The sequence below is a fragment of the Bacillus sp. L75 genome (genome assembly GCF_003676355.1).
In the GTDB taxonomy this organism is placed as follows: Bacteria; Bacillota; Bacilli; order Bacillales; family Bacillaceae; genus Bacillus; species Bacillus velezensis.
The window spans coordinates 148843-175550 of sequence record NZ_ML064905.1; the positions used below are offsets into that span (position 1 = coordinate 148843).

At 48.0% G+C, this 26708-nt stretch carries 27 protein-coding genes and 1 pseudogene; 10 read left to right on the plus strand and 18 right to left on the minus strand.

Annotation, left to right across the window (positions count from 1 at the left end; all coding sequences use genetic code 11):
* Positions 1-56: 56 nt before the first annotated feature.
* The 12 genes and pseudogenes from D5S11_RS11400 to D5S11_RS11455 all read right to left on the minus strand — a co-directional run bounded on the left by D5S11_RS11400 (position 57) and on the right by D5S11_RS11455 (position 11257).
* Positions 57-1139, minus strand: a complete 1083-nt coding sequence (locus D5S11_RS11400; protein WP_108725242.1) for a mannan endo-1,4-beta-mannosidase — start codon at positions 1137-1139, stop codon at positions 57-59.
* A 19-nt stretch (positions 1140-1158) separates the two neighbouring features.
* Positions 1159-2103: a mannose-6-phosphate isomerase, class I gene (gene manA / locus D5S11_RS11405; RefSeq protein ID WP_108725243.1), complete on the minus strand. Its 945-nt coding sequence runs from the start codon at positions 2101-2103 to the stop codon at positions 1159-1161.
* Positions 2100-2981: an ROK family protein gene (locus tag D5S11_RS11410; protein ID WP_108725244.1), complete on the minus strand. Its 882-nt coding sequence runs from the start codon at positions 2979-2981 to the stop codon at positions 2100-2102. The genes manA and D5S11_RS11410 overlap by 4 nt, the downstream gene beginning before the upstream one ends.
* Before the next feature lie 19 nt (positions 2982-3000).
* A complete protein-coding gene (locus tag D5S11_RS11415) occupies positions 3001-4401 on the minus strand; it encodes a glycoside hydrolase family 1 protein (protein ID WP_108725245.1) in 1401 nt (466 codons plus the stop codon).
* A 29-nt stretch (positions 4402-4430) separates the two neighbouring features.
* The gene (gene celB / locus D5S11_RS11420; protein WP_007407751.1) at positions 4431-5750 is read right to left on the minus strand and encodes a PTS cellobiose transporter subunit IIC; all 1320 of its coding nucleotides are present in this window, start codon (positions 5748-5750) and stop codon (positions 4431-4433) included.
* Between the two features lie 18 nt (positions 5751-5768).
* The gene (locus D5S11_RS11425) at positions 5769-6086 is read right to left on the minus strand and encodes a PTS lactose/cellobiose transporter subunit IIA (protein ID WP_007407750.1); all 318 of its coding nucleotides are present in this window, start codon (positions 6084-6086) and stop codon (positions 5769-5771) included.
* 14 nt (positions 6087-6100) lie between these two features.
* Positions 6101-6414, minus strand: a pseudogene (locus D5S11_RS11430) (PTS sugar transporter subunit IIB).
* A 152-nt stretch (positions 6415-6566) separates the two neighbouring features.
* Positions 6567-7865, minus strand: coding sequence for an arsenical efflux pump membrane protein ArsB (locus D5S11_RS11435; RefSeq protein WP_007407748.1), 1299 nt, complete (start codon positions 7863-7865; stop codon positions 6567-6569).
* Positions 7866-7878: 13 nt separating this feature from the next.
* On the minus strand, positions 7879-8229 hold the full coding sequence (locus tag D5S11_RS11440) for an ArsR/SmtB family transcription factor (RefSeq protein ID WP_108725246.1): 351 nt from the start codon (positions 8227-8229) through the stop codon (positions 7879-7881).
* A gap of 102 nt (positions 8230-8331) precedes the next feature.
* Complete coding sequence (locus tag D5S11_RS11445) at positions 8332-9228, minus strand: ABC transporter substrate-binding protein (protein WP_007614657.1); 897 nt, start codon at positions 9226-9228, stop codon at positions 8332-8334.
* A gap of 16 nt (positions 9229-9244) precedes the next feature.
* Positions 9245-10258 (minus strand): FecCD family ABC transporter permease, encoded by a 1014-nt coding sequence (locus D5S11_RS11450; RefSeq protein WP_007407745.1) that lies wholly within the window; start codon positions 10256-10258, stop codon positions 9245-9247.
* Entirely contained in the window at positions 10259-11257 is a 999-nt protein-coding gene (locus tag D5S11_RS11455; RefSeq protein ID WP_042635747.1) for a FecCD family ABC transporter permease, read from the minus strand.
* Positions 11258-11499: 242 nt separating this feature from the next.
* Between D5S11_RS11455 and D5S11_RS11465 the strand changes: the two genes are divergently transcribed.
* The 7 genes from D5S11_RS11465 (at position 11500) to licH (ending at position 17835) form a co-directional block, all read left to right on the plus strand.
* Complete coding sequence (locus D5S11_RS11465) at positions 11500-12090, plus strand: DNA-3-methyladenine glycosylase (protein WP_043020988.1); 591 nt, start codon at positions 11500-11502, stop codon at positions 12088-12090.
* A 51-nt stretch (positions 12091-12141) separates the two neighbouring features.
* Positions 12142-12276: a hypothetical protein gene (locus D5S11_RS20205; protein ID WP_369719122.1), complete on the plus strand. Its 135-nt coding sequence runs from the start codon at positions 12142-12144 to the stop codon at positions 12274-12276.
* 146 nt (positions 12277-12422) lie between these two features.
* Positions 12423-14378, plus strand: a complete 1956-nt coding sequence (gene licR / locus D5S11_RS11470) for a transcriptional regulator LicR (RefSeq protein ID WP_032867838.1) — start codon at positions 12423-12425, stop codon at positions 14376-14378.
* Between the two features lie 98 nt (positions 14379-14476).
* The gene (licB, locus tag D5S11_RS11475; protein ID WP_003150863.1) at positions 14477-14785 is read left to right on the plus strand and encodes a PTS lichenan transporter subunit IIB; all 309 of its coding nucleotides are present in this window, start codon (positions 14477-14479) and stop codon (positions 14783-14785) included.
* 15 nt (positions 14786-14800) lie between these two features.
* Positions 14801-16159, plus strand: coding sequence for a PTS cellobiose transporter subunit IIC (gene celB, locus D5S11_RS11480; RefSeq protein WP_015240833.1), 1359 nt, complete (start codon positions 14801-14803; stop codon positions 16157-16159).
* 18 nt (positions 16160-16177) lie between these two features.
* Positions 16178-16510 (plus strand): PTS lichenan transporter subunit IIA, encoded by a 333-nt coding sequence (gene licA, locus D5S11_RS11485; protein ID WP_003150867.1) that lies wholly within the window; start codon positions 16178-16180, stop codon positions 16508-16510.
* Positions 16507-17835: a 6-phospho-beta-glucosidase LicH gene (licH, locus tag D5S11_RS11490; protein ID WP_014419213.1), complete on the plus strand. Its 1329-nt coding sequence runs from the start codon at positions 16507-16509 to the stop codon at positions 17833-17835. Before licA ends, licH begins: the two co-directional genes overlap by 4 nt.
* A 40-nt stretch (positions 17836-17875) precedes the next feature.
* Here the strand turns inward: licH and D5S11_RS11495 are convergent, their stop codons facing one another.
* The 6 genes from D5S11_RS11495 to D5S11_RS11520 all read right to left on the minus strand — a co-directional run bounded on the left by D5S11_RS11495 (position 17876) and on the right by D5S11_RS11520 (position 23437).
* Entirely contained in the window at positions 17876-18964 is a 1089-nt protein-coding gene (locus D5S11_RS11495; protein ID WP_020958024.1) for a branched-chain amino acid aminotransferase, read from the minus strand.
* Positions 18965-19150: 186 nt separating this feature from the next.
* Positions 19151-20329, minus strand: coding sequence for a D-alanyl-lipoteichoic acid biosynthesis protein DltD (gene dltD / locus D5S11_RS11500; RefSeq protein WP_007407736.1), 1179 nt, complete (start codon positions 20327-20329; stop codon positions 19151-19153).
* Positions 20330-20566: a D-alanine--poly(phosphoribitol) ligase subunit 2 gene (gene dltC / locus D5S11_RS11505; protein ID WP_003150875.1), complete on the minus strand. Its 237-nt coding sequence runs from the start codon at positions 20564-20566 to the stop codon at positions 20330-20332.
* Between the two features lie 16 nt (positions 20567-20582).
* Positions 20583-21764, minus strand: coding sequence for a D-alanyl-lipoteichoic acid biosynthesis protein DltB (gene dltB / locus D5S11_RS11510; RefSeq protein WP_012118762.1), 1182 nt, complete (start codon positions 21762-21764; stop codon positions 20583-20585).
* Positions 21761-23272, minus strand: a complete 1512-nt coding sequence (gene dltA, locus D5S11_RS11515; protein WP_032867834.1) for a D-alanine--poly(phosphoribitol) ligase subunit DltA — start codon at positions 23270-23272, stop codon at positions 21761-21763. Before dltA ends, dltB begins: the two co-directional genes overlap by 4 nt.
* Before the next feature lie 15 nt (positions 23273-23287).
* Positions 23288-23437 (minus strand): teichoic acid D-Ala incorporation-associated protein DltX, encoded by a 150-nt coding sequence (locus tag D5S11_RS11520; RefSeq protein WP_108725247.1) that lies wholly within the window; start codon positions 23435-23437, stop codon positions 23288-23290.
* A gap of 443 nt (positions 23438-23880) precedes the next feature.
* Between D5S11_RS11520 and D5S11_RS11535 the strand changes: the two genes are divergently transcribed.
* The 3 genes from D5S11_RS11535 to D5S11_RS11545 all read left to right on the plus strand — a co-directional run bounded on the left by D5S11_RS11535 (position 23881) and on the right by D5S11_RS11545 (position 26700).
* Positions 23881-24816 (plus strand): 1,4-dihydroxy-2-naphthoate polyprenyltransferase, encoded by a 936-nt coding sequence (locus D5S11_RS11535; RefSeq protein ID WP_007407733.1) that lies wholly within the window; start codon positions 23881-23883, stop codon positions 24814-24816.
* Between the two features lie 131 nt (positions 24817-24947).
* On the plus strand, positions 24948-25580 hold the full coding sequence (ywaC, locus tag D5S11_RS11540; RefSeq protein WP_007407732.1) for a GTP pyrophosphokinase YwaC: 633 nt from the start codon (positions 24948-24950) through the stop codon (positions 25578-25580).
* A 259-nt stretch (positions 25581-25839) separates the two neighbouring features.
* Positions 25840-26700 carry a glycosyltransferase family 8 protein gene (locus tag D5S11_RS11545; protein WP_007407730.1) on the plus strand — a complete coding sequence of 287 codons (861 nt, stop codon included), beginning with the start codon at positions 25840-25842 and terminating at the stop codon, positions 26698-26700.
* Positions 26701-26708 lie beyond the last annotated feature (8 nt).

Below are 26708 nucleotides of genomic sequence, written 5' to 3' on the forward strand. Positions count from 1 at the left end.
CGGTAACAATATGCCCAGCAGAGCCGTTTCTTAAAACCGATTTTCAAAAGAAGCGGTTATTCCGTGATCGGCGTCAAGGACCCGCCGTTCCATATTTCGCCCTTGTTCAGCGTCCAGCTGTTTTGATAAAGGCTTTGCGCGCCTTGATTGGCCGCCGGACTTAATTGTTCATCCCATGTCAAAAAGTACGTTGTCTCGGGATACTTTTGCCTGATCGCATTGATAAAAGCAGCATAATCAAAGCTTCCGATATTACCGGACGGACCGGTTTCGGCAAAGGCAAACGGTTTTTTCAGAGACAGCATTTCATCATAGCCTGATATCGCATACGGATCAGTGAAGTAAGCGTCCAGACCGGTAATATCCACATAAGATGAGCCTGGGTAAAAGTCTGTCTTAAAGTCTCTGTTGGCATCCGGCGAATACACCCACAAAAGGTTATCCAACCCTCTTGTCTCTGTCATATAGCGGTATATCTTCTTGTAAAGCTCTTTGTACAGCGAGATTCTCTCATTGTCTTTTTGGTTGTAGCCTGTCAGCCCCCACCAGAACCACTCGCCGTTCATTTCATGCAGCGGCCTGAACAGAACGGTGACGCCTTGATTTTTCAGCTGAGTAAGGCCGTCGGCGATTTTGCTGAGCAGCGCCTCAAGCCGTTTTCCTTCAACAGTTGAAGGGTTCAGGATGTTTTTGTACTGGCTGTTTGAGATGGCCGTTTTATAGTTTCCGGATGGAAAAGCCGGATTTGCGAGATGCAGGCTGACCTGAGGGAGGCCGCCGCTTTTCCAGTATGAGATTAAGCTGCTGTTGCAGCTGTAATCGATAGAATCGGTGATATCCGCTGTTTCAAGCCATCCTCTCCCATAGTCACAGCCGTAGATGGCGGGAGACTGTCCCGTCGCGTTTTTTAAGCGGTTTTCCTCTGTCATTGAAAAAGTGACATCGCTGTACCCGCCGAACGCCCCGGACATGACCCTGTTTTCTGAACGGTTGGGCAGGTGCGCCAGCCAGTTCATGATATCTTTTGTCGTCTGCTGGGCATTTGGGTTGACGGGATAAACGGTGTGAGCTGATATCGGACTGGCGGCTCCTAAGAGTAATAAAACGATAGACAGGCAGACTGCTAACCTTTTGAGCATATAAAAGACCTCCTGATTTTTAAGATGATGAAGGATGTGAAACGATAACCTCACAATCTCCTTCTATAACAAAATCTCCGGAATCCGCCGGCACGATAAAGTGATCGCCTTTGTGAATGGGGCATCCATCCAGTTCTCCGCGTCCTTTCATGACGCTTGCGAGTAAATACCGGCCGGGTGCGGGAAATGATGCTTTTCCGCTCACATCCCATTGATAAACTGAAAAGAAAGGTGTTTCTGCGAGTGTTGTAATAAGAGCATCTCCGATCTGATGCTTAGTGCTTTTTACATTTTCAACGGTATGCGGAATGTCTGTTACGTCAATTGCTTTCTGAAGATGAAGCTCGCGTTTATTCCCGTTCCCATCCGTCCGGTCATAGTCGTAAAGCCGGTAGGTGGCATCAGAGCTTTGCTGGATTTCAAGAACGAGCGTACCTTCACATAAAGCGTGCAGTGTGCCGCTCGGGACATAGAAAAAATCGCCGGGCTTAATGGGGATGCGGCGGAGCAGGTGATCCCACTCGTTTTGTTCAATGAGCCGAACGAAGCCTTCTCTCGTTTGGGCGCGATGCCCTAAAATGAGCTCCGCGTCTTTTTTGCAGTCCAACACGTACCAGCATTCCGTTTTTCCGAGTTCTCCGTTTTCATGCCGATGTGCATATGCGTCATCCGGATGAACCTGTACGGATAAGTCCATATTTGCGTCAAGAATTTTTGTGAGCAGGGGAAAAGCCTCTTCTTTCGGATGTCCGAACAGGTCAGGGTGTTCACTCCAGAGACGCTGTAATGATGTTCCGGAAAAAGGCCCGTTCCGCACAATGGATGTGCCGTGCGGATGAGCTGAAATCGCCCAGCACTCTCCCGTCCGCTCAGAAGGAATCTCATACCCGAATGTATCGCGCAGCTTCGTCCCGCCCCATAATCTTTCTTTAAAAACCGGTTCCAAAAATAAGAGTTTCGTCATTTTTCCGCTTCCCGGTTTGCCGCCTTTAATGCGCGCTCCGCCAATACGAGCGAACCGGCCGCGCCGGAGTGAATCCCTAATTGAGGGGGAACGATGAAGTGTTCAATGTCGGGCAGATCAATATATTGATTCAGCCGCTTTTTCACGTGCTGACGGATAGAAGAGAACAGCTGCCGCTGCTTCATGACGCCCCCGCCGAGAATGATCTTTTCCGGCGAAAGTATGAGAATATACTGCACAAGCGCTTCGGCAATATAATAGCCCTCAAGCTCCCACACTTCCTGCTGATCCGTGAGCAAAAATGCTTTTTTCCCCCAGCGTTTCTCAATGGCGGGGCCTGCCGCGAGGCCTTCCAGACAATCTGTATGGTATGGGCAATTGCCTTTGTAGCCGTCGTCCGGATGTCTTCTGACATAAATGTGGCCCATTTCAGGATGAGACAGCCCTTGAACAAATCTGCCGTTCATGATGGCGCCCGCGCCGATGCCTGTGCCGACCGTCAAATAGAGGCAGCTGTCCGCGTTTTTGGCCGCGCCGAAAGAAGCTTCTCCAAGCGCCGCCGCATTAACGTCGGTGGTGAAGCCTGCGGGAATATCCAGAGCGCTTTTGATCGTTTGAAGAATAGGGCAGTTCCGCCAGGCTGTCTTCGGCGTCGCGGTGATGCACCCGTATGTTTGACTGTCAGGACGGATATCAATCGGTCCGAACGACCCGATGCCGATGGCTTCTATCGGGAAATCTTTAAAGTAACGGATCACCTGTCTGAGTGTGTCATCCGGTTCTCCCGTCGGAAACTCTACTCTGTCCAGAATGGTGCCGTCTCTTTGTCCGGCGGCACAGACAAATTTCGTGCCGCCGGCTTCAATACCTCCAAGCATGGCCGTCCCTCCTCATCTGTTAAAATCCGTTTTGATCGGAAACGGATTTGAACCAGCGGCCGCTTTTTTTGACGGTCCGTTCGCCCCCGTTTTCCAGATTGACAGATACAAAGCCGTAGCGGTTTTTATAAGCATTTGTCCAAGACCAGTTGTCCATGAAAGTCCACAGGTGATAGCCTTTTACATTTGAACCTTCTCCGATGGCCCGATGCACCCATTTGAGATGTTCCTGGATAAATTCAATCCTGTAATCATCCTGAATGATGCCGTTTTCATCGCGGAAGCGTTCCTCGCCTTCTACCCCCATGCCGTTCTCAGAAATAAAACACTCGATATTTCCGTAATGTTCTCTGAGATTGGTGAGAATGTCGTAGATTCCTTTTTCATAAATTTCCCACCCGCGGTGAGGGTTCATTTTCCGGCCGGGCATGACATACGGGTCGAAGAAACGCTCAGGCAGGAAAGGGGCATGCGGATTCGGAACATGTTCTTTTGCCTTGACGCGCCTCGGCTGGTAGTAGTTCACGCCTAACAGGTCGACCGTATGCTCCTGAATGAGGCGGAGATCTTCTTTCTCATAATGCGGCAGAAAGCCTTCCGCCTTGAGAATCTCGACAAGCTCCTCAGGAAATTCGCCCTTTACGGCGGGATCTAAAAATGAACGGTTGAAAAAGGCGTCGGCAATCCGGGACGCTTTGATATCTTCAGGATGTGAGCTTCTCGGATAAGAAGGCGTCAGATTCAGAATGATTCCGATTTGTCCATCCTGTTTCAATTCTCTGTAGGCTTTGACAGCCCTTGCATTCGACAGCAGGGTATGGAAGCCGGCCTGCACCGCTTCTTGAAAATTAACGTGATTCGGGTAGTGAAAGTCGTATAAGTAGCCGCCTTCAATCGGCACAATCGGCTCGTTGTGAGTGAACCATTTTTTCACCTTGTCACCGAATAGCGAAAAGCAGGTTTTGGCGTAATGTTCAAACGCGTCAACGGTGTTCCGGCTGACCCAGCCCCCCTTACGCTGAAGGGCGAGCGGCATGTCAAAGTGAAACAAATTGACAAACGGCTCAATGCGATGGGCAAGCATTTCATCGATGACGTCCTGATAAAACGCGACCGCTTTCTGATTGACCTCGCCAGTTCCGTCCGGAATCAATCTTGACCAGGAAATAGACAGCCGGAAGGAGTTATGGCCGATTTCTTTCATCAGCCGGATATCCTCCTTGTATTGATCGTAAAAACGTGACGTGTCGCCGGGGCCGACGCCGTTAAAAAAACGGCTCGGCTCTTTTTCATACCAGTAATCCCATATGTTTTGGCTTTTTCCGTCTCTGTCAGCGGCGCCTTCTGTTTGGGTGGCGGAGGCGGAAGACCCCCACCAGAATCCTTCCGGAAAACAATATTGAATATTTGATTCAGTCAATTGATCTCTCTCCCTTACTGCGATTTTGATTACATACTCATGCTGTCATCCCGGGCATGCTGCTCGGTCTCAGCTTCTTTTTCCTTTGCCATGTTTAATTTGTCCAGCGCTTTAAGAAACGGGAACCAGATGACAAACACAATACAGAGGTTGACCAGCTGCATAATGCCGCCCATGACGGAATTGGTCGCCATAATCCCGTTAATGAAAAGGGGGACGGTCCAAGGCACAGTCACGCCGGTAGGAGGGGGCACGATCCCCGCCGACATGGCCAGGTAGGTGACAAGGGTGACAACCATCGGCGCGATCACCCACGGAATGATAATGATCGGGTTCATCACGATCGGCAAACCGAAAATAACCGGCTCATTGACGTTGAAAATGCCCGGCGCGAGACCGAGTTTGGATATCTGTTTCATCTGTTTGCTTTTCATAAAAAGCAAGATGGCGATCACTATGGCCAATGTCATTCCGGTTCCGCCCATTCCGACGGTGTAAATCTCCATAAACGGCTTAGAAATAATATGGGGAATCTCTTTTCCCGCTGTATACGCTGCCAAATTTTCGACCTGTAATGTATTCCAAATCGGGTCCATCACGGAATTGATAATGATTTGTCCGTGAAGTCCGAAAAACCATAAAATCTGAATAAAGAAAACAGCGATTAATGTAGGAATGATGCCGCTTCCAAGTCCGACAAGCGGGGCTTGAACCGTATGATAAATGACATCATGCAGATTGGTGTGAAAGATCTGGGTGACAGCCGCATTGATCAAGAGGAAGACGGTAAGCGTGATAAAAGCCGGAATCAATGCGGCGAACGATTTAGCAACAGCCGGAGGAACACCGGCAGGCATCTTAATCGTTAAGTTTCTCTGAACGATTCTTCTGTAGATTTCACCTGACAAAAATGCGGTCATCATGCCGAGAAACATCCCTTTTGCTCCAAGCCGGTCAACCGGAATGACGCCTGCGACCGCTTTGCCCGTTTCCGGCTCTGAAACGAACGGGGTGAGCAGCAGAAAAGAAACCAATGCGATCGCTCCGCCGAATACGGCCTCCACTTCGTAGCTTTTGGAAAGGTAATAGCCGATCCCGAAGACGACAAAAATGGACATAATCCCCATCGTCGCCGTCGAAGCGCCGCCAAATCCGGATTGAAAGACAGACAGGGCGGAGCTGCTCATGATTTTGTTTAAAAACGGCAGGTTCGTCAGCACGACGAACACCGAACCGAAAATGGTCAGCGGAAACGCCAGCATAAAAGCATCCCGTAAGACTTGCAAGTAGCGGTTATTGTTTAATTTGCCCGCGATCGGAACAAGGAATTGGCTGATTTTCTCAAACACGTCTTCACCCCCGGCTTTTTATAAATTCTTTGATTGAAATAAGTCGAGCATTTCTTTGACGAGCTCTTTCATTGAGAGCGCTGACATTAAGTGGTCTTCAGCATGCATAAAAAGCAGGGAGACATCCGTTTTGGCGCCGCCGGCTTCTTTTTGAATCATCTGAAAATGGATGTCGTGCGCTTTCCCCAGTTCTTCTTCAGCCTTTGTCAGAAAGGTGTCTGACTCATCTGTCCGGCCGTCTTTATAAGCGCGTATCGATTGAATAATATTGCTGCGGGCATTGCCGCTGTGAAGAATCAGCTGAAAACTGATCTGTTCATCCGTGTACGTTTCCATGCTTATCGCCTCCTTTATTTGTTCTCTATCAAGGCAACGGCCTGTTCGTATGCTTTTTTGCCGTCTCCCATGCCGTAAGCCATCATGTCAATCACACATCAACGGTGATGTGAAGCGGGTCCGCCTCTTTTTGAAGCTCACCTTTTAAAAAACTCATCTGCGGGCCGATCAGTACGACGTCTGCATCTTTCATCGCTTCTTTTGCTTTATCCTGTCCGACTGCCCAAATCTCGGCTTCCTCACCGATGGAGCGGGCGTAATTCTGCATTTTCGTAACAAGAAGGCTGGTGAACATGCCTGAGCTGCAGGCTAATAAAATTCTTTTCATGAGGAATCCCTTCTTTCATAAAGTTAAAACGTTTTCATGAATATTATAATCTTTTGAAATTAAATGTCTATACTTTTAAAATATAAAGTTTTACTTTTCGGATTTTTGACACAAAAAAACCTTTTAAGATTCAACTTAAAAGGTTTTTCATCTCAAGCGAGCCATAACAGCCATAAATAAAGTCCGATCAAGGTGATGAATAACGTCGGAATGGTTAATATCAGACCTGTCTTGAAATACATTCCCCAGGAAATTTTCACGTTTTTCCGGCTCAGCACGTGGAGCCATAACAACGTCGCCAGCGACCCGATCGGCGTGATCTTCGGCCCGAGGTCAGAACCGATAACATTCGCGTAAATCAATGCTTCTCTCATCAGCCCGTGAGTGTCCGTTCCGCTGATGGCTATGGCGTCAATCATCACCGTCGGCAGGTTATTCATAACGGAGGAGAGGATCGCAGCGATAAAACCCATTCCGAGTGTGCCCGCAAACAATCCGTGATCCGCCGCTTTCTGAATAAGCTGAGAAAGAAGATCCGTCAGTCCGGCATTCCGCAAGCCGTACACGACAACATACATGCCGACAGAAAAAAACACGATGGCCCACGGGGCGTCCTTGATGACTTGTTTCGCAGGGACGGCGGGGCTTCGCTGCGCCAGAATGAGAAAAATGACCGCGATGGAGCCGGCAACGAAGGAAACGGGTATCGACAGCAGTTCGCTGACGAAATATCCGATCAATAAAACGGCCAGCACAGCCCACGATAACCGGAAAAGGCGTTCATCCTTAATCGCGGATGCCGGATGTTTCACAAGACCGGTGTCATACCGTTTCGGAATGTTTTTTCTGAAATAGAGATACAGCACCAAAATGCTTGCCGCCAGAGAAAAAAGGTTGGGCACCAGCATGCGTGATGCATATTCAATGTATCCGATATGAAAGTAATCGGCGGATACAATATTGACCAAATTGCTTACAACGAGCGGAAGCGAGGTGGTGTCGGCGATGAATCCTCCGGCGATAATAAAAGGAAAAACCAGCTTTTCAGGTAAATTCAAAGCCCGCACCATCGCCAGTACGATCGGGGTCAAAATGAGCGCCGCTCCGTCATTGGCAAACAGGGCGGAGACAACAGCCCCTAAGACCGACACATAGAGAAACATCCGCAGCCCGCTGCCTTTGGCCGCCATGGCCATATGCAGCGCGGCCCACTCAAAAAAACCGATACTGTCAAGAATTAATGAAATGATAATAATGGCGATAAAGGCAAGTGTCGCATTCCAGACGATTCCCGTCACTTCCGCGATATCGTGCAGGCTGACTGCTCCGGCGATCAAAGCGAGGACCGCTCCGCCGCAGGCAGACCAGCCGATTGATACATGTTTCGGCTGCCATATGACAAACACAAGTGTCAGCACAAAAATCAGCGCTGATAAAACCGCAACTCCCAAGAATATATCCCCCTTACCGGCATGTAACAGTGACTTCTTTTTGCCGCAATGTCTGTAAAACTTCGTCCTTTTCATCTATCTGCTGCAGAATCGAGCAAACCAGCGCGTATTCCGGACCGGACGGATGAATGGCATAGTACCGCCACTGACCCTCGCGTCTTTCCCGCACAAGGCCGACGTTCTTTAATTTCCGCAAGTGCTGGCTGATGCCGGGCTGACTTATATGAAAAATAGCTGTCAGCTCGCAGACACAATATTCCTTATCCTTCAGAAGCTTCAGCATCAAAAGCCTCGTCGGGTCGCTTAGAAGTTTGAGGCACTGGCTGATCCCTTCGGAACTTAAAGCATGATGCCTCCGTTCCATGCGCTCACTCCTTTTTTACACTATTATATAAGCAGATGTTTATATAAGTAAATGACAATATAAAAAAGCCGGCCTTGCACTTTTTGCAAAACCGGCTCGTGTTTATTTTTGGAACAGTTTTTTCGCTTCATCCATTGCTAATTTATTTCCCAGTGCTGAATAATCAAGCCAAGGCTGATCGGCAATTTTATAGACGTGGTTTGCTTTCACGGCCTTCAGCCCTTTCCATACAGCGCTTTTTTGCAATTCTTTATAGGCTTGCTGTGACTTGTCGTCTCTGTTAACGACGACGAAAATCGCATCTGCGTTGTAATCAGGCAGCACTTCTTGAGAAATGACTTCATAAGGGCGGGAGGTGTTCATTTCTTTAATGCCGTCAGCCGGTTTCAGCTTCAGATCGTCAAACAGAATCGGTCCCATCGGACGGCGTGTGCTGAAGACGCGAAGCTCTTTTGCGTTCACGCGGATCGCCATGACTTTGGCGTTTTTCCCTAATTCCTTATTCATCATGGATCTGACTTGTTTTGTTTCATCTTCGTAATCTTGAATAAATGTTTTCGCTTCTTTTTCACGGTTGACGATTTTTCCGATGTCTTTTAAATGATCGCGCCATGTGCCTTTATCAAGGTCGAAAACGTGTGTGTTTCCGATTTTCTTGTATTTTGACACATCTTTTCCCGCAAATTCTTTATCAAGATAAATGTTGTCTGGATTCAGCTCAAGTAAAGCTTCCATATCCGGGTCTGAGGCAGGTCCGAGTTTTTTCGTGTCTTTCAGCTGATTTTTCACATGAGGGAGAAAATCTTTTAATTCTCCGCCCACGACGGAACCGGCAGGTGTAACGCCGAGAGCCAGCAGATCATTTGTCAGGTGAATGGACATCGAAGCGATTTTATGATCGCCGGATTTCTTTTTTGACTCCGGCTGTGTTGAATCGGATTGGCAGGCAGCCAATAAGAAAATACACATGAAACTGATGAGCGCAATTATTTTTTTCATGGGAATACTCCTTGTTTTATGATTTGATTTTCATGACGAGATAGAGAAAATACGGCGCGCCGATGGCTGCCGCAACCACGCCGGCCGGAATGGCGTTCGGCTGAAACAATGACCGGCCGATGGTGTCTGCCGCGACAAGAATGACAAGTCCGATTAATCCCGCAATCGGGATAATATGCTGATGCATGGTGCCGACGAGCCGTCTTGCCAAGTGAGGGGCGGCAAAGCCGATAAAGCCGATTCCCCCGGCCATCGCGACGCTCGCGCAGGACAAGCCGACCGCTATGGCGATCAGCATGATCCTTTTTCTCTGCACGTGTGCGCCGAGCCCCGCGGCTGCCTGGTCACCGAGCATTAAAATATTCAAAGAGCGGGCGTTAAGCCATGCAAGCGGTGCGAGAATGCCGATCCAGGGCAATAGCGACCACACGTGAATCCAATCCCTGCCCCAGACGTTTCCCACCAGCCAGCGGGAAGCGAATGTATAAGTTTCTTCATTCAGTCGCAGCGACATAAACAATGTAACGGCGCTGAAGCCCGCGGAAACGGCGATCCCGACTAACAGCATGCGGATCGTTAAAAAACCGTTCAGCCTGTCGTACGTAAGCACTACGATCAGCAGGGCGGCGAGTGTTCCGCCCGCAAACGTAAACAGCGGGATGAACATCGATGCCTGCGCCTCCAGGGAATGAAAGAACGTGATATACATCATCAAACCGAAGGAAGCGCCGGCATGCAGTCCGAGAATGCCCGGATCGGCAAGCGGATTTCGGGATACACCCTGCAAAATAGCGCCCGACACTCCTAAACCGATGCCGGCCAGCATCGTCACCAGAATCCGGGGAAGCCGGTAATCGAATAAAACGGTTGTGCTTTGAAACGTGCCGTATCCGAACAGCGTTTTTCCCACCGTGAGAGGAGAAAGCCGGAATGAGCCCGTATGCAGCCCGATCAGAATAATGCAAACGGCGATGACCAGCAGAATGAGTCCTGCCGCCGCCGCTTTTTTTGTTTCTTTCTGCACTTTCATTTATAAGTCTCTCCCTTCCTTGCGGGCAATATAAAGAAAGAAAGGGACACCGACAAGTGCGACCATAATGCCTATCGCCAATTCCCTCGGGGGACTGACCGTGCGCGAGGCCAGGTCAGCCAAAATCAATAGAATCGCGCCGAGTAACGCGGACATCGGAATAATCAGCCTGTACGTAACGCCGACGATCTTTCGCGCGATATGGGGAATGACCAGCCCGACGAAGCCGATCGCGCCGGCAGCGGAAACAGACACACCGGCAAGAACGACGGCGATCATTAATCCGGCGGCACGCGTCAGAGCCGTGTTCACCCCTAAATTCGCCGCCACGTCATTTCCCATTGAGAGAAGGGTGACGGACCGGCCCATGAATGTCGCGAGAATGATGAAGACCGCAATCACGGGAACAAGGACTTGTAAATGAGCCCACTTGATCCCTGACACCCCGCCGGCGTACCAGAAGGCCAAATCCTGGCTTAAATCGTAATAAATCGCCACACCGGTACTGAGTGAATGTAAAAGAGCGGCTACGACCGCCCCGGCAAGCGTTACTTTTAAAGGTGTCATGCTGCCTTTTCCCGCCGCACTGATAAAGAAAATCAAGCCGGTGCTTGCCAGTGCTCCCAAAAATGACATCACCATCAGCAGGGCGTATGACAAATGAGGGAAAAAAGCAAAACTGAGCGCAACAACAAACATGGCGCCCGCGTTTACGCCTAAGACACCCGAATCGGCAAGCGGGTTTCTCGTGACACCCTGCATGAGGGCGCCGGCTGCGGCAAAAGCGGCTCCTGTAACGGCCGCCCCGAGCACCCTCGGAAGACGCAATTCATGAATGATCTGCTGGCCCGTTATATTCGGATTGTAATCAGCAACAGCCGACCAAACCGTATGTAAAGTAATGTCTTTCGCACCGAATGAGACGGCGAAAAAAATAGATACAAGCAGCCCGATCACAGCGATCAGGAAGAAAACCCCGTTTTTTAAGATGCTGATCAGACGGTTTGCGGACCTGACAGAATCGCTCAAAAATCAATTCACCTACTTTTATGATCATTGTCCGGTATTTATTGAACATGAGAATCATTTTCATTTGAACCATCATATTATACCGAGCCGATTTTCAAAACGCAATAGAGCGTTCAACAATAATGTCCTTTTTTTCTCTCATGTTTATATTGTAAAAAAGAAGTGAAAAACGTGAAAGAGGAAATCGCTATATTCAGAAAGGAGGGAGGCAAATGGCGGGAGAACGAAAGCCTTTGCCGATTGAATTTTACCAGAGACCGTCAGTGGAGCTTGCCCCTTTATTGCTCGGCTGTCTTTTGGTGAAAGAGACGGATGAGGGAACGGCTTCAGGTTTTATCGTGGAAACGGAAGCTTATATGGGAGCGGAAGACCGGGCGGCGCACAGCTTCGGCAACCGGCGCACGAAACGGACGGAAATTATGTTCCATGAGGCGGGCCGCATTTATACATACGTCATGCACACTCATACATTAATAAACGTCGTCGCCGCGGACATCGGCATTCCGCAGGCCGTGTTAATCAGGGCGGCGGAGCCTCATGAAGGACAGTTCCTGATGGAGAGCAGGAGACCGGGCAGACCCCCGAGAGAGTGGACAAACGGCCCGGGAAAACTGACGAAGGCGATGGGCATTTCAATGAACGACTACGGCGGCATGATCACGGAACCGCCGCTGTATATTACGGAGGGCTTTACGCCTGAGCATATATCAACAGGCCCGAGAATCGGGATTGACAACAGCGGAGAAGCCCGGGATTATCCGTGGCGCTATTGGGTGACAGGGAACCGGTATGTCTCACGCTGACCATGTTTATAAACGCTGATATCAGGGGAAAGACAAGGTAAAAGAAAGGGGATTCAGACATTGAAAAAATTTTTCAAAACGATTATCAAATGGGCGCCCGTCATCTATCCGATCATCAGAAAAATCATAAAAGAACGGAAGGCATCTAAGCGGAACCGCATGTCCGCATCCCGAACAGCCGGCTGATCCGGCTGTTTTTTTACGGGCTTGGCATCGGATTGCCGCATTGACTTGAAATCCTCCCCATTATAGAATTTACATACATTTACCCCTTCCTCATTCTTTTTGCCCATTTTTCACGTCTGCATCTGATCTGATAGGAGGTTTTTCTCATGCTTCATGGGCGGCTTCGTGAACTTCTGCGCTTGCTTTTAGCTGCTGAAACACCGGTTACAAGCTCAGTCATCGCTGCAAATGTAAAGGTAACGACGCGGACGGTCCGCAATGACATAAAGGAACTGCAAACCATTGTAGAAAAACACGGCGCATCCATTCAATCTGTCAGAGGGAGCGGCTATAAGCTGCTGATCCGGAATGAGCAGCCGTTTAAAAACTGGCTTCAGGACAATTTCCAGCAGAACAGCACCGTGCCGATTTTTCCCGATGAACGGATAGATTACCTTATGAAAAGAATGCTTCTGGCCGACGGCTACCTCAAGCTGGATGACTTGGCGGAAGAACTGTTCATCAGTAAATCCACACTTCAATCTGATTTAAAAGAAGTCAAAAAACGGCTCCGCCCCTATGACATCATTTTGGAAACAAGGCCGAACTACGGCTTTAAGCTGCGCGGCGAAGAGCTCCGCCTCCGTTATTGTATGGCGGAATACTTAGTGGACGACCGCGAGCCTGAGCCTGATCTCCTGAGTGAAAAGGCCGGTATTCTGCCGAAAGACGACATTCATGTGATCCGCACAGCCATTATGAAGCAGGTTCGAAACCATAAGATCCCGCTTTCTTTCTTCGGCCTGAACAATCTCATCATCCATATCGCCATTGCCTGCAAACGAATCCGGACAGAAAACTATGTATCTCTCATTCCGGAAGATCTTCATGATATTAAGCTTGAAACAGAATATCAGTCAGCGGAAGCCATCGTAAAAGAGCTTGAATCGGCGCTTTCGGTCACCTTTCCCGAACAGGAAACCGCCTATATCGCCATTCACCTGCTCGGGACAAAGCGCATGACCCAGTCACAACTGGAAGGAAAAGAGCTTACAAGGCTGATAGACGGGGAAACCAGCCGTTTGACGGAGGCCATGATTGAAGCCATTGAGCGGGAGCTGAAGCTCGGAATCACGGACGACAATGAGCTGAAAGCGGGTCTTGCGCTCCACATCAAGCCGGCGATTAACCGAAACCGGTACGGAATGAACCTGAGAAACCCGATGCTCTCCGCCATAAAGGAAAATTATCCGCTCGCATTTGAAGCGGGAGTGATTGCGGGAATCGTGATCAAGGAGCAAACCGGCATTGATATTCATGAGAATGAGATCGGATATTTGGCGCTTCATTTCGGAGCCGCCATTGAAAGGAGAAAGACGGAACGGCCGCCTAAACGCTGCTTGATTGTCTGTGCGTCCGGCGCCGGCAGCGCACAGCTTTTAAGAGAAAAGCTCCGTTCCCGGTTCGCAAAGCGTCTTGAAATCGTCGGAACGGCTGATTACTGCAGCCTTGACCAGCTTTCCTTTGAGTCGATTGATTTTGTGGTCAGCACAGTTCCGATCAAAAAAGACCTGCCCGTTCCCGTATTAAAGGTTCATACGCTGTTGGGCGGCGGGGATTTTACAAAAATCGACGCCATGCTGGAAGAAAAGCGGGAACAATTGAACTTTCTGAAACCGGAGCTGGTATTTTTGCAGCAGGATCTGGAGACGAAGGAGGACGTCATCCGTTTTCTCGGACAGCAGGTTGCAGAAGCCGGCCTCGCTTCTGATTCTCTGACCGATTCTATTTTTGAAAGGGAAACGATTTCTCCTACGAGTTTCGGCAATCTTACGGCGATTCCGCACCCGCTCGTTCCGCAGACAGACACGACGTTTTGGGCGGTATGCACGCTGAAGAAGCCGATTGACTGGGCGGATAAGCGTGTCCAATTTGTCTGCCTGCTCTGCGTCGAGAAAGAAAGCAAAGCCGACCTCCAGCATATGTACAAATGGCTCGGCGGCATGTTAGATGATCCGGCCGCGGTAAGCCGTCTCTTAAAATGCACAACCTATCAGGAGGTTTTACGAGTATTCAGAGACAAACGATCAGAGAAAGACCGGGATACACCTTTTTTCCGTTAACAGCGGAAAAAGCCTGAGTAGTTATGAAAGCGATTTCATAATATGATGGTACTAACATCGAGACATACAAAATATCAAACTTTCAGGAGGTCTTTTACATGAATATATTACTCGTTTGTGCAGCAGGGATGTCAACAAGCTTACTCGTCACCAAGATGGAAAAAAGCGCGCAGGAACAAGGAAAAGAATATAAAATCTGGGCGGTGTCAGGCGATTCAGTCAACCAGCATATTGATAAAGCGGACGTATTGCTGCTTGGGCCTCAAGTCCGTTATTTGCTTCCGCAGCTGAAAAAATTGGGTGAATCAAAAGGAGTGCCGGTTGAAGTCATCAATACCGTCCATTACGGCACATGCAACGGAGCGGAGGTTCTGAAATCAGCGGAACAGCTCGGAAACGCATCGTAGAAAGGGGCGGGCCGTGTGAATAAGGTGAACCAGTTTTTAGAAGAGAAAGTCATGCCCATTGCCGGAAAAATTGCCTCCCAGCGGCATCTGCAAGCATTGCGTGACGGGATCATCCTCACCATGCCGCTTATTATCATCGGTTCATTTTTTCTGATCATCGGCAACCTGCCGATTCCGGGATATGCGGATTTCATGGCAAAGACGTTCGGAAGCGCCTGGTCTCAAAAACTGCAATATCCGGTTGATGCGACCTTTGAAATCATGGGTCTTGTCGCCGCTTTCGGAATCGCCTACCGCCTGGCCGAAAAATACGGGGTGGATGCATTATCGGCCGGTGCGATATCTTTGGCGGCGTTTCTCTTGGCAACGCCGTACAAAGTTCCGTTTCTGCCTTCCGGCGCCAAAGAGGAAATCATGGTCGGCGGCGGCATCCCGCTGTCTCTCATGGGAAGCAAAGGGCTGTTTGTCGCGATGATCATCGCCATGCTGTCGACGGAAATTTACCGCCTGATCATCCAGCGGAATTTCGTCTTCAAAATGCCGGACGGCGTGCCTCCTGCGGTCAGCAAATCGTTTATCGCTTTAATTCCCGGCTTTGCCGTCATCTTTCTGATCTGGGGCGCGCGTTTAATTGTCGAAGCGACACCGTTTGAAAGCCTTCATAACATTGTAAGCGTTGTACTGGGTACACCGCTCTCGATTCTTGGGGGAAGTCTCGGCGGAAGCCTGATAGCCGAAGCGGTTCAAATGCTCTTGTGGGCGTGCGGATTACACGGGGCGAACATAGTCGGCGGCGTCATGGCGCCGATCTGGTTCGGAGCGATGGATGCCAACCGGATTGCGTTTCAGGCGGGCGATGCGCTTCCGAATATTTTCACCCAGCAGTTTTTTGAAATCTGGATCAACATCGGCGGAAGCGGCGCGACACTGGCGCTCGTGGTCACCATGTTTCTCCGTTCGCGAAGCAAGCAGATGAAGCAGCTTGGGAAACTCGCCATCGGGCCGGCCGTCTTTAATATTAATGAGCCGATTATTTTCGGAATGCCGATCGTCATGAACCCGATGCTTCTCATTCCGTTCATTATCACACCGCTTGTCACACTGGTCCTTACCTATATCGGCATGAGCACTGGCCTCGTCGCCAAACCTGCCGGCATTGCCGTCCCATGGACGATGCCGCCGATTTTCTCCGGCTATCTTGCCACGGGCGGAAAAATATCAGGGGCTGTCATGCAGGCGATTAACATCATCACAGCCTTTATCGTGTACTATCCGTTCTTCAGAATGTGGGATTCGCAAAAGCTGAAAGAAGAAAACGAACTTGAACAATCGCAGGCGCCAGCCGTACAGGGAGACGAAAAAGCCGTGCTGTAGAGAAAGGGAGTGAAACACATGAATGAAAAAATGGAACAGACCATTTTTCAGATCATCCTGCATGGCGGCAACGGCAGAAGCGCATCAATGGAAGCCATTGCCGCCGCAAAGCGGGGGGACAGAGCCATGGCGGAAGAAAAGCTTCAGGAAGCCGCAAGGGAACTGACGGAAGCCCATCATTATCAGACAGAACTGATCCAAAATGAAGCCGGCGGAGAAAAAACAGACATGACGCTTTTAATGGTGCATGCGCAAGATCATTTAATGAATGCCATGACCGTGAAAGACTTGGCCGCTGAGTTAGTTGAGATTTACGAAAAAGTGAGTCTGCAAGGGGGAGCGAAAATATGACAAAAGGAATTAAAATTGTAACGATCGGCGGAGGCTCAAGCTATACACCGGAGCTTGTGGAAGGCATCATTAAACGCTATGAGGAACTGCCTGTCAGAGAATTATGGCTCGTCGACATTCCCGAAGGCGAGAAAAAACTCAATATCGTCGGCACGCTTGCAAAACGCATGGTCGAAAAAGCGGGTGTTCCGATAGAGATTCACCTGACGCTTGACCGGAGAGAAGCCTTGAAGGATGCGGATTTCGTAACGACTCAATTCCGCGTCGGCCTTCTTGAGGCCCGCGCCAAAGATGAACGGATTCCGTTAAAATACGGCGTAATCGGCCAGGAGACAAACGGTCCGGGCGGTTTATTCAAAGGGCTGCGCACCATCCCGGTTATTCTGGAAATCGCGAAAGACATCGAAGAGCTTTGTCCGAATGCATGGCTCGTGAATTTCACAAACCCTGCCGGCATGGTTACCGAGGCCTTGCTCCGCTACTCGAATCTCACAAAAGTCGTCGGCCTCTGCAATGTGCCGATCGGCATTAAAATGGGCGTCGCAAAAGCATTGGACGTGGATGTCAGCCGGATCGAAGTGCAATTTGCCGGGCTGAATCACATGGTCTTCGGATTAGATGTTTTCTTAGACGGCGTCAGCGTGAAAGATCAAGTCATTGAAGCCATGGGAGACCCGAAAAACGCCATGACGATGAAAAATATCTCAGGCGCGGAATGGGAGCCTGAATTCCTGAAGGCGCTCGATCTGATTCCTTGCGGCTACCACCGCTATTATTTCAAAACGAAAGAAATGCTCGAGCATGAAATAGAAGCGTCACAGACGGAGGGCACACGCGCCGAGGTCGTACAGAAGGTTGAGAAAGAACTGTTCGAACTGTACAAAGATCCGAATCTCGCCATCAAACCGCCGCAGCTTGAAAAACGGGGCGGAGCGTACTACAGTGACGCGGCCTGCAACCTGATCAGCTCCATCTATAACGACAAACATGATATCCAGCCCGTCAATACGATAAACAACGGCGCGATCGCCAGCATTCCGAATGACTCAGCGGTCGAAGTGAACTGTGTTATGACGAAAGACGGTCCGAAACCGATCGCCGTCGGAGATCTGCCGGTGTCTGTCCGCGGACTCGTCCAGCAAATCAAATCATTTGAGCGTGTCGCCGCTGAAGCAGCCGTCACGGGAGATTATCAAACGGCGCTACTTGCGATGACGATCAACCCTCTCGTCCCGTCAGACTCCGTGGCAAAGGCCATTCTGGATGAAATGCTTGAGGCCCACAAAGAACATCTGCCTCATTTCTTTAAGTCGATTGAAGCATAAGAGCAGTAAAAAAACCCGGATTCGCTTCCGGGTTTTTTGCTTATTTTGTTTCGCTTAGTGAGGCGACTTCCGTCGTCCAGCCGAACACGTCGGCTTCCGCGCCTTTTTGAATGCCTGTAATGGTATCATACAATTTCTTCGAGATCTCTCCGGTTTCACCGCTGCCGATGACAAGACTTTCATCATTCCAGATCAGTTCGCCGACCGGAGAAATGACCGCCGCCGTACCGGTTCCGAATGTTTCTTCCAATCGGCCGTCACGATGCGCCTGGATGATTTCATCGATCGAAATCTTCCGCTCAGACACAGTCAGTCCCCAATGTTTGAGAAGGGTGATGACGGAATTTCTCGTAATTCCTTCAAGAATGCTTCCGTTCAGCTCCGGCGTCACGATTTCGCCGCTGATTTTGAAGAAGATGTTCATGCTGCCGACTTCTTCGATGTATTTTTTCTCAATGCCGTCAAGCCATAAAACCTGGGAAAATCCCTTCTCTTCCGCAACCTGCTGCGCCTTCAGGCTTGATGCATAGTTGCCGGCGGTTTTCGCGTTTCCGGTGCCGCCTTTGACGGCGCGCACGAATTCGTTTTCCACGGCGATTTTTACCGGTTTAATGCCTTCTTTGTAATAAGAGCCGACCGGGGAAAGAATGATAAACAGCTTGTACGTATGGGATGCCGCTACACCGAGGAAAGGCTCAGTCGCAATGATAAACGGACGGATATAAAGGGAAGTGCCTTCCGCTTTCGGAATCCAGTCTTTGTCGATGGCTACGAGCTGTTTCAGGCCTTCAAGAACAAGCTCTTCATCAATGAGCGGGATGCAAAGGCGGTCATTTGACTGGTTCAGGCGCTCCATATTTTTCTCCGGTCTGAACAGAAGCACTTCCTGATCCTTCGTTACATACGCTTTAAGCCCTTCAAAAACGGTTTGGCCGTAATGATAAACCATGGCCGCAGGATCCATTGAGATGGACTGATAAGGGATAATTCTCGGATCATACCAGCCTTGATCGGCGTCGTAATCCATAACAAACATATGGTCGGTGAAAATTCTGCCGAACGCAAGGTCATGGGGGTCCGGTTTCGGTTTTTTGGCTGAAGTCAATTCAACACGAATGTCTTGTTTCATATTGTTCTGTCTCCCTATTGGTGTTATTGTCAAACTTATTTGAAAATAATTTATATTCTATTGTATACCTTCAACAAATATTCGCAATAGTTTTCCTCAAATTTGTGAAAAAATCAAATCACATAAAAAGCAGGGGAGAGAATGCCCCCTGCGTGTTCGTTTTTACGTATTCTGTCATCACCGTGCTCAGTGAACCGTCACCTTGCCGGTTTTGTAAAACTGCTCCATTGCTTTATCGACGTACACCCAGCCCTTCCAGGCGATATGGATGGTGTCTTTCATAAAGTACGGATCATATTCGTGCCCGGATAAGTCGGCAACCTGAAAGCCCTTCGCTTTAATTTGCTTAGTGACTTTTTTGTAGTAATCAGTCCGGCCTTTTTTCGGGAAGCCGGTGTAGTCATACCATTTTCCGTTGACCGGAATAACCACGAACATCGGTTCAGCGCCGGCATCTTTCAGAATGTCCAGCATATCCTCAAAGTCGTGATATTCGACTGATTTGGCGTATGTTCTTCCTTTGTTGATTCCTTTCACTCTCTTTACTTTCTTCTTAATCTTTTTATAAGAAGCGTCATCGATATAGAAAGGATTGGACTTGGAGCTCCGTTCTCCTAATTGAGCGGCGGCTGTTTTTAACTCTGACCACGATTTCCCTTTCAGGTTTTCAGAGATCGTCCGTTCAGGGCCCTTGGTTTCTCCCATTGAATAATAAAGATCTTTTTTCTCAAGCAGAGAATAATAAGCTTTGGCAGCCGGCATGACCGCTTTCACTTTCCATGATTGTCCGTTGACCATTCCCTTGTACAATTCAGAAAGGACGGCATCATGCTGAACGACTTTAAAACGGAGCATGCGCTTCATCATGTTCTTTTTGACCGCGGGATCAATCTGGTTATTAAATGCTAAATCCAATGCCTGAAGTGATGAAAAATTCGGCGCAAAGTGCTGTTCATCAGAACCTTTTTTGATAAACCATTGCGGAGAAACAATGAATACCAGTTTTTTGCCCTTCAGCTGCTGATAATGCGCCGCAAAGTTCACGGCGTGTATCAAGGATTGGTCCCCGCCTTTTCCGACTAGATAAGGCGTAAAGCCTTGGTTGTTCACTTGGAAATAGTTGGACGGGTGAAACTCATCCAGTCTTGAAAGCTCGGAAGAACCGAAAATCGGCAGATACTTCGAGTCTTCGAACATTTTGTTTTGAAGATAGAGCCCCTGGAACATATTCGGATTTAAGGCTGCCGCCGACTCTTCGACACGTTTTTCAGGAATGAAGCGCGTAAGCCATGAAGCCGGAACTGCGATAGCTCCGACAAACAGGACGAACGCTAAAATAATTGGTCCAAAGAAACGCTTTTTCATTTACTTCAACTCAGTCAGTTTGTTTACAATGTTGTTTGGCGTATTCCACTCGTCACGGTCAAATTCAGTGATCGGCACTGTAATGCCGAAGCGGTTTTCGATGGCGACAAGCAGCTCTACAGTTCCGAAAGAATCAAGCAGTCCTTCTTCAAAGATTTCAATATCAGGATTTTCTTTTACAGCGTCCTCCTGACAAACTTCAGCTAATACGTCTAATACTTCCTGTTTAAATTCCATGTGTTTTCAATCTCCTTTAGTGATGAAATGGTTTTCCTGAGAAAATATAAAATCCGAAACATACGAAATGGAATGTGATGACGATGGCTAAAAAGGCCGTAAAACGATTGGCGGGCAGCCACTTGTATTTCTTATTCCATTTCTCAAAAAAGTTATACCCGGTCATTAATACGGCGTGGTACAGGCCGTATACAATATATTGCAGAGCGAGTCCGTGCCAGACGCCCATCAGCATGAACAGCAGGAAATACCCGATGTTCGAGACGGCCATCCGGTTCTTTATCCATTTTTTCTTTGTCATCCAGAAAACAAAGCGCATAAATACGTAGTCTCTGAACCAGAAGGATAAGGACATGTGCCAGCGGTTCCAGAAGTCTTTAATGTTTTTGCTGATAAACGGCTTATTAAAGTTTTCCGGAGATTTGATACCCATGATATAGCTTACACCGACGGCAAACATCGTGTAACCCGCAAAATCAAAAAACAGGTACAAGCTGTATCCGTACATGTACAGCACATTACCCCACAGTTTGCTGTGGGTGATATGAGACAGATTCATAATGAAATACGTGTTAATCGCATATCCGATAATGAATTTGTATAAGAAACCGATAAAAATTTTATGAATGCCGGTATACAGTAAATCAGCGTATTCTCCCTTTGTCCATACTTTCTGTTCGTCCTTGGCAAATCTGCGGTATCTGTCGATCGGACCGGAAGAAATGGTCGGGAAAAACATAATAAAGTACAAAAGGCGGTGAAGCGGCATTTTTTCTTTAATCAGTCCGTCTCTCGTTTCCATGATCAGCTGGACGCCTTTAAATGTCAAATAAGAAATTCCTAAGAAACTGATCAGGTTATGAACCGGGTGATGAGGCGCCGGCGGAAAGAAAAACGGCCATAATTTAGATAAAAACAGGGGTAAAATGGACGCGATCACGGCCATACTGAAGACAAAGCCGCTGTTGGCTTTCAGTCTGTAAGCGAGATAACCCCTGATTAAAAGCACCTGCCACAGCGTAAAGATACATAGTGCGATCACGCCGTGCAGATCATGCGCGAAAATCAAAGCCAATACGATGATGGATATAAACATGTTGTATCCTTGGAATCTCTTGCCGTTCAGCCCTAAAATAATCGTCGGCAAAAGAAGGATTCCAAGTAAGATAAAGAAGAAAAACGAGCTGTAAGGCGTCATACAAGAACCTCTTCGCCAATGCGTTTACGGTCGATTTTTCCGTTCGCAGTCATTTGAATGTGATCCTGATAAATGAATTTTCTCGGAATCATGTAGGCCGGAAGCGAAGCGGCCAGTTCTTTCTTAATGGCGCTTGTCAGCTGGAATTCTTTTTCAAAATCATGTTTTTCAGGCACGATGGCGGCAATTAGATATTCGACAGGTCCGTTAGGCTGATACGGGATGACAACCGCCGTGCGCACATATTGAGACTGCCTTACATGTACTTCGATTTCCTCCAGCTCCATGCGGTAGCCGTGAAGCTTAATCTGGAAATCAAGGCGTCCTTGGCAGAAAATCTGACCATCCTGAACATAACCGGCATCACCCGTGTGATATGCCCACTGGCCGTCGATCGGGAAAAACGCTTTTTCCGTCAGAGAAGGTTCTCCGAGATAGCCTTTGCTTACGCTCGGGCCCGCGATGATGATTTCCCCTTTTTCTCCGTCCGGAAGCTTATTCCCGTTTTCATCCATGATGAAGATATCCATATCGGGTTTTGCAAAACCGACGGGCAGGGATTCATTTTCATCGATGATCTGCTGCGTAATTTCAACGGAGGTGACGGCAACCGTTGTTTCAGTCGGGCCGTATGTATTGAATACGCGGGCCTTCGGAAAACGGTTTAACAGCTCCTGTGCCACGGCAGCCGGAAGCGCTTCTCCGCAAAACATAAATACTTCTGCCTCAGGCAGGAGCTCCTGCGTAAAGCCGGGGTCCATCAGACACATTTGGACGAAAGACGGCGTCGATGTCCAGACGTTCAGTTTGGATTTCTCCAGCTCTTCAAATAGTACTTTCGGTTTATTGATTTTGTCTTTCGTTACGCAATGCAGCGTACCTCCCGTTTGAAGCGACGGGAAAATGTCCATGACAGATAAATCAAAAGAAAACGGAGCTTGGTTTAAGAATGTCTTACCCCCGCCCACAGGAAAATCCCTGCAGATCCAGTCAGTAAAGCTTTGCAGGTTATCAGCCGATATCTGCACGCCCTTCGGATTTCCCGTGCTGCCGGACGTGTAAATAATGTAAAACGTGTCCAGCTCTTTTACCCAATTCTCACGGCTGAGGTCTGCATCTCCGTCAGCTGCAAGCTCTTCGGGCGTAACGGTTTTAATCAGATTGCTTCCCGTATCGACTGCATCGCCCGATACGCTGATAAGCAGCTCTGCGCCTGAGCTTTCAATGATTTTGACGATCCGCTCCGCCGGAATGGAAACATCGACAGGGATGTAAGGGCGGCCCGCTTTGACGCTTCCTAAGAAAGAAACGATCATATTCGGCTCCATATGTCCGTAAACCAGGACAGGCGCTTTCGAACCGTCAGCTGTATGTTTTTGAATGCCGGACGCAACCCGCTCCGACAAATCCCATAATTCCCCGTAAGTGAGGGAATGATCTAAGGAACGAAACGCTTCGGCCTGCGGCTTGGCGTCTGCATATGTTTTTATAGCATCAAGTAGTTTCATAGTTATCCTCCCCGATTAGAAATCGTTGTAAATATAAGTGCCGGTATTCGCTGTATGAAATCCATACATCCAAAAGAGCAATACTAATATCAGAAAATAAAAGCCCGTATGAAACGTCCATTTGATCAATGTATTTTCATAAGCACGTTTTAATTTTTGCAACATATTCAAAATTCCTTCCCCGCGTATTCAATAATTACACCAGTATATGACGATTAGATTAACAAAAAGTTTCAAAATATGTCTAATATCCTAAGCTTAAAATTTCCTTAAAAATGAATGAGAAACAAAAGGATGGAAAACACGCATGTATAAATTGGCAAATGATCATACTAAAAAGGCGCTGTTCAGGCGGGATTTTTAACTTATCGTAAATATAAACGAGGTAAAAAAATTTTGGCGGCTTTTTCTTAAGCAGGCTTGTGCCGAACCCCAATGGAGAAGGGCGAAAAGCCGTTTCCGGCAGGATAGCCGATAAAGCGCCGCATCTTGTGAAATGAGGAAGAAATTATTATGATAGATAAGGTAGCAGAAAACGTGAAAACCCCAATTCAACACTACTGTTATCGGCTGACTGTGAAAGCCTTTTAATAGAAAGGAAGAGGAAAATGAATCAAAACAATATGGGGGGCAGCCAAAAGACGCCCGAGAAAGAAAGCATGGGCCGCATTTTGTGGCAGCTAACCCGCCCTCATACATTGACGGCATCGTTTGTGCCCGTACTTCTCGGCACCGTATTGGCGATGTTTTACGTAAAGGTTGATTTCCTGCTGTTTTTGGCCATGCTGTTTTCCTGCCTTTGGATCCAGATCGCCACGAACTTATTCAATGAATATTACGATTTTAAACGCGGTTTAGATACGGAGGATTCCGTCGGTATCGGCGGAGCGATCGTCCGCCACGGCATGAAGCCGAAAACAATTCTGCAGCTGGCGCTCGGCTCTTATGCGATTGCCCTCGTGCTCGGTGTTTATATCTGCATGAGCAGCAGCTGGTGGCTTGCGGCTATCGGCCTTGCCGGCATGCTGATCGGCTATCTGTATACGGGCGGCCCGCTGCCGATTGCGTATACACCGTTCGGGGAACTGTTCTCCGGCATTTGCATGGGCTCTGTATTTGTCCTTATTTCTTTCTTCATTCAGACAGGCAGAATTAATGAACAAAGCATTTTGATTTCCATCCCGATCGCCATCTTGGTCGGAGCCATTAATCTGTCCAACAATATCCGTGATATTGAGGAAGATAAAAAGGGCGGACGTAAAACCCTGGCCATTTTGATGGGGCATAGAGGGGCCGTTATGATACTGGCCGCATCTTTTGCCATCGCTTACATCTGGATCATCGGTCTTGTCATCATGGGTTACACAAGCCCGTGGCTGTTCCTGGTCTTCCTGAGCGTGCCGAAACCCGTTCAGGCCGTGAAAGGCTTTGTGAAAAACGAAATGCCGATGAACATGATTATTGCGATGAAATCAACGGCGCAAACCAATACATTCTTCGGATTCCTGCTTTCCATCGGACTCCTGATCAGTTATTTCCGCTGATCAAATGAAAGGGCAAATGCCATAACCGGCATTTGCTTTTTTTTATGACATAATCTTCACGATATTGTAAAGAACCTGACCGCGGACTGACACGTCTCATATATGGACAGCAAAGCAAGGAGATGAAAAAAATGGACTTGTCAACAGCCCATATGGATGATTTGAAAACGGTCATGGAAGATTGGAAAAATGAATTATTAGTTTATAAATTCGCTTTAGATGAGCTGGATACGAAGTTTTCTATCATCAGCCAGGAATATAATCTGATTCACGGGCATAACCCGATCGAGCATACAAAATCACGCGTGAAAAGTTTTGAGAGTATCGTCAATAAACTGATGCGCAAAGGCTGCGATGTGACGACGCAGGAAATGAAAGAGCATATTCATGATATTGCGGGTGTCAGGATTATCTGTTCCTTTATTTCCGATATTTATAATGTCGCTGAGGTTTTGAAGCAGCATAAGGACCTGAAGATCGTAAAGGTGAAGGATTATATCAAACATCCGAAGCCGAACGGCTACCGCAGCCTGCATTTGATTATTGAAATTCCCGTTTATTTGACGAATCGTGTGGAATATGTGAAGGCGGAAATTCAAATCCGCACCATCGCCATGGATTTTTGGGCGAGTCTTGAACATAAAATTTATTACAAATTAAATAACGAAGTCCCAAAGCATCTGACCGACGAGCTGAAGGAAGCGGCGGACATCGCCCATTATTTAGACGAAAAGATGCTTGGGATTAAGAAAGAAGTCGATTAAACGATTGACCCATCACAACCAGCCGGACCGCTTTTATGTGCAGTCCGGCTGGTTGTTTTTATGTTTACGTGTTTTCGCTTTCCCGCGCGATTTATTCTGACGATGATTCAGGCTGAAATTCTGATTGAATTTGAACAGAGAATGCAAAAGATATCAAATCGCAAACAGCACATTCCCGCAGAAAAAATGTGTAAGATCGAGGTTTACTTTTTTTAAAAAGGGAAAGACATTTGTACAACAAAAAGGGAGATGAATATCAGTGGGAAAGAATGAAACAATGCATATCGTATCATGTGCCGATGATCATTATGCTCGTCATTTGGGTGGGATGTTCGCTTCTTTATTGATGAATATGGATAAAACAAGGGATGCGAAATTATATGTAATCGACGGCGGAATTACTGCCGAAAACAAGGACAAGCTTGAACAGACCGCGATGTCATTCGGGACGCCGCTTGAATTTTTAGAAGTAGACGCTGATCAATACAAGCATGCAGTCGAAAGCAGCCACATTACAAAAGCGGCTTATTACCGCATTTCCATCCCTGATTTAATTAAGGATGAGTCCGTAAAGCGGATGATTTACATTGATTGCGATGCAATTGTGATGGAAGATATTTCGGTTTTATGGGACTTGGATATTTCCCCGGCAATAGTTGCGGCGGTAGAAGACGCCGGACAGCATGAAAGGCTGAAAAAAATGAATATCAGCGACACTGCCAAGTATTTTAATTCCGGTATTATGATTATAGATTTCGAACCTTGGAGAAAACAAAATATTTCCGAAAAGGTGATTGATTTTATTAACGAAAACAGCTCGGAGGATTTTCTCGTGTTTCATGATCAGGACGCGCTTAACGCGATCTTATATGATCAATGGCATGAACTGCATCCGCGCTGGAATGCGCAGACGCATATTATCATGAACGAGAAAACGCCTCCTGAACTGATCGACCGTATACGTTATAGAGAAACACGTGCCGAACCGGCCATCGTCCATTTCTGCGGCAGCGACAAGCCTTGGAATACAGGCACCTCGCACCCGTATCGTGATCATTATTTCCGATATATGTCCTTTACGAAATGGAACACGATCGACCGCCCGGCCATGAACCAATAGGCAGGTGT

Bases quoted from the DNA above. Each gene is read 5' to 3' on its own strand.
- D5S11_RS11400 (WP_108725242.1), bottom strand. From the start codon at position 1,139: ATGCTCAAAAGGTTAGCAGTCTGCCTGTCTATCGTTTTATTACTCTTA.
- manA (WP_108725243.1), bottom strand. From the start codon at position 2,103: ATGACGAAACTCTTATTTTTGGAACCGGTTTTTAAAGAAAGATTATGG.
- D5S11_RS11410 (WP_108725244.1), bottom strand. From the start codon at position 2,981: ATGCTTGGAGGTATTGAAGCCGGCGGCACGAAATTTGTCTGTGCCGCC.
- D5S11_RS11425 (WP_007407750.1), bottom strand. From the start codon at position 6,086: ATGGAAACGTACACGGATGAACAGATCAGTTTTCAGCTGATTCTTCAC.
- D5S11_RS11440 (WP_108725246.1), bottom strand. From the start codon at position 8,229: ATGGAACGGAGGCATCATGCTTTAAGTTCCGAAGGGATCAGCCAGTGC.
- D5S11_RS11445 (WP_007614657.1), bottom strand. From the start codon at position 9,228: ATGAAAAAAATAATTGCGCTCATCAGTTTCATGTGTATTTTCTTATTG.
- D5S11_RS11450 (WP_007407745.1), bottom strand. From the start codon at position 10,258: ATGAAAGTGCAGAAAGAAACAAAAAAAGCGGCGGCGGCAGGACTCATT.
- D5S11_RS11465 (WP_043020988.1), top strand. From the start codon at position 11,500: ATGGCGGGAGAACGAAAGCCTTTGCCGATTGAATTTTACCAGAGACCG.
- licR (WP_032867838.1), top strand. From the start codon at position 12,423: ATGCTTCATGGGCGGCTTCGTGAACTTCTGCGCTTGCTTTTAGCTGCT.
- licB (WP_003150863.1), top strand. From the start codon at position 14,477: ATGAATATATTACTCGTTTGTGCAGCAGGGATGTCAACAAGCTTACTC.
- licA (WP_003150867.1), top strand. From the start codon at position 16,178: ATGAATGAAAAAATGGAACAGACCATTTTTCAGATCATCCTGCATGGC.
- licH (WP_014419213.1), top strand. From the start codon at position 16,507: ATGACAAAAGGAATTAAAATTGTAACGATCGGCGGAGGCTCAAGCTAT.
- D5S11_RS11495 (WP_020958024.1), bottom strand. From the start codon at position 18,964: ATGAAACAAGACATTCGTGTTGAATTGACTTCAGCCAAAAAACCGAAA.
- dltD (WP_007407736.1), bottom strand. From the start codon at position 20,329: ATGAAAAAGCGTTTCTTTGGACCAATTATTTTAGCGTTCGTCCTGTTT.
- dltC (WP_003150875.1), bottom strand. From the start codon at position 20,566: ATGGAATTTAAACAGGAAGTATTAGACGTATTAGCTGAAGTTTGTCAG.
- dltB (WP_012118762.1), bottom strand. From the start codon at position 21,764: ATGACGCCTTACAGCTCGTTTTTCTTCTTTATCTTACTTGGAATCCTT.
- dltA (WP_032867834.1), bottom strand. From the start codon at position 23,272: ATGAAACTACTTGATGCTATAAAAACATATGCAGACGCCAAGCCGCAG.
- D5S11_RS11520 (WP_108725247.1), bottom strand. From the start codon at position 23,437: ATGTTGCAAAAATTAAAACGTGCTTATGAAAATACATTGATCAAATGG.
- D5S11_RS11535 (WP_007407733.1), top strand. From the start codon at position 23,881: ATGAATCAAAACAATATGGGGGGCAGCCAAAAGACGCCCGAGAAAGAA.
- ywaC (WP_007407732.1), top strand. From the start codon at position 24,948: ATGGACTTGTCAACAGCCCATATGGATGATTTGAAAACGGTCATGGAA.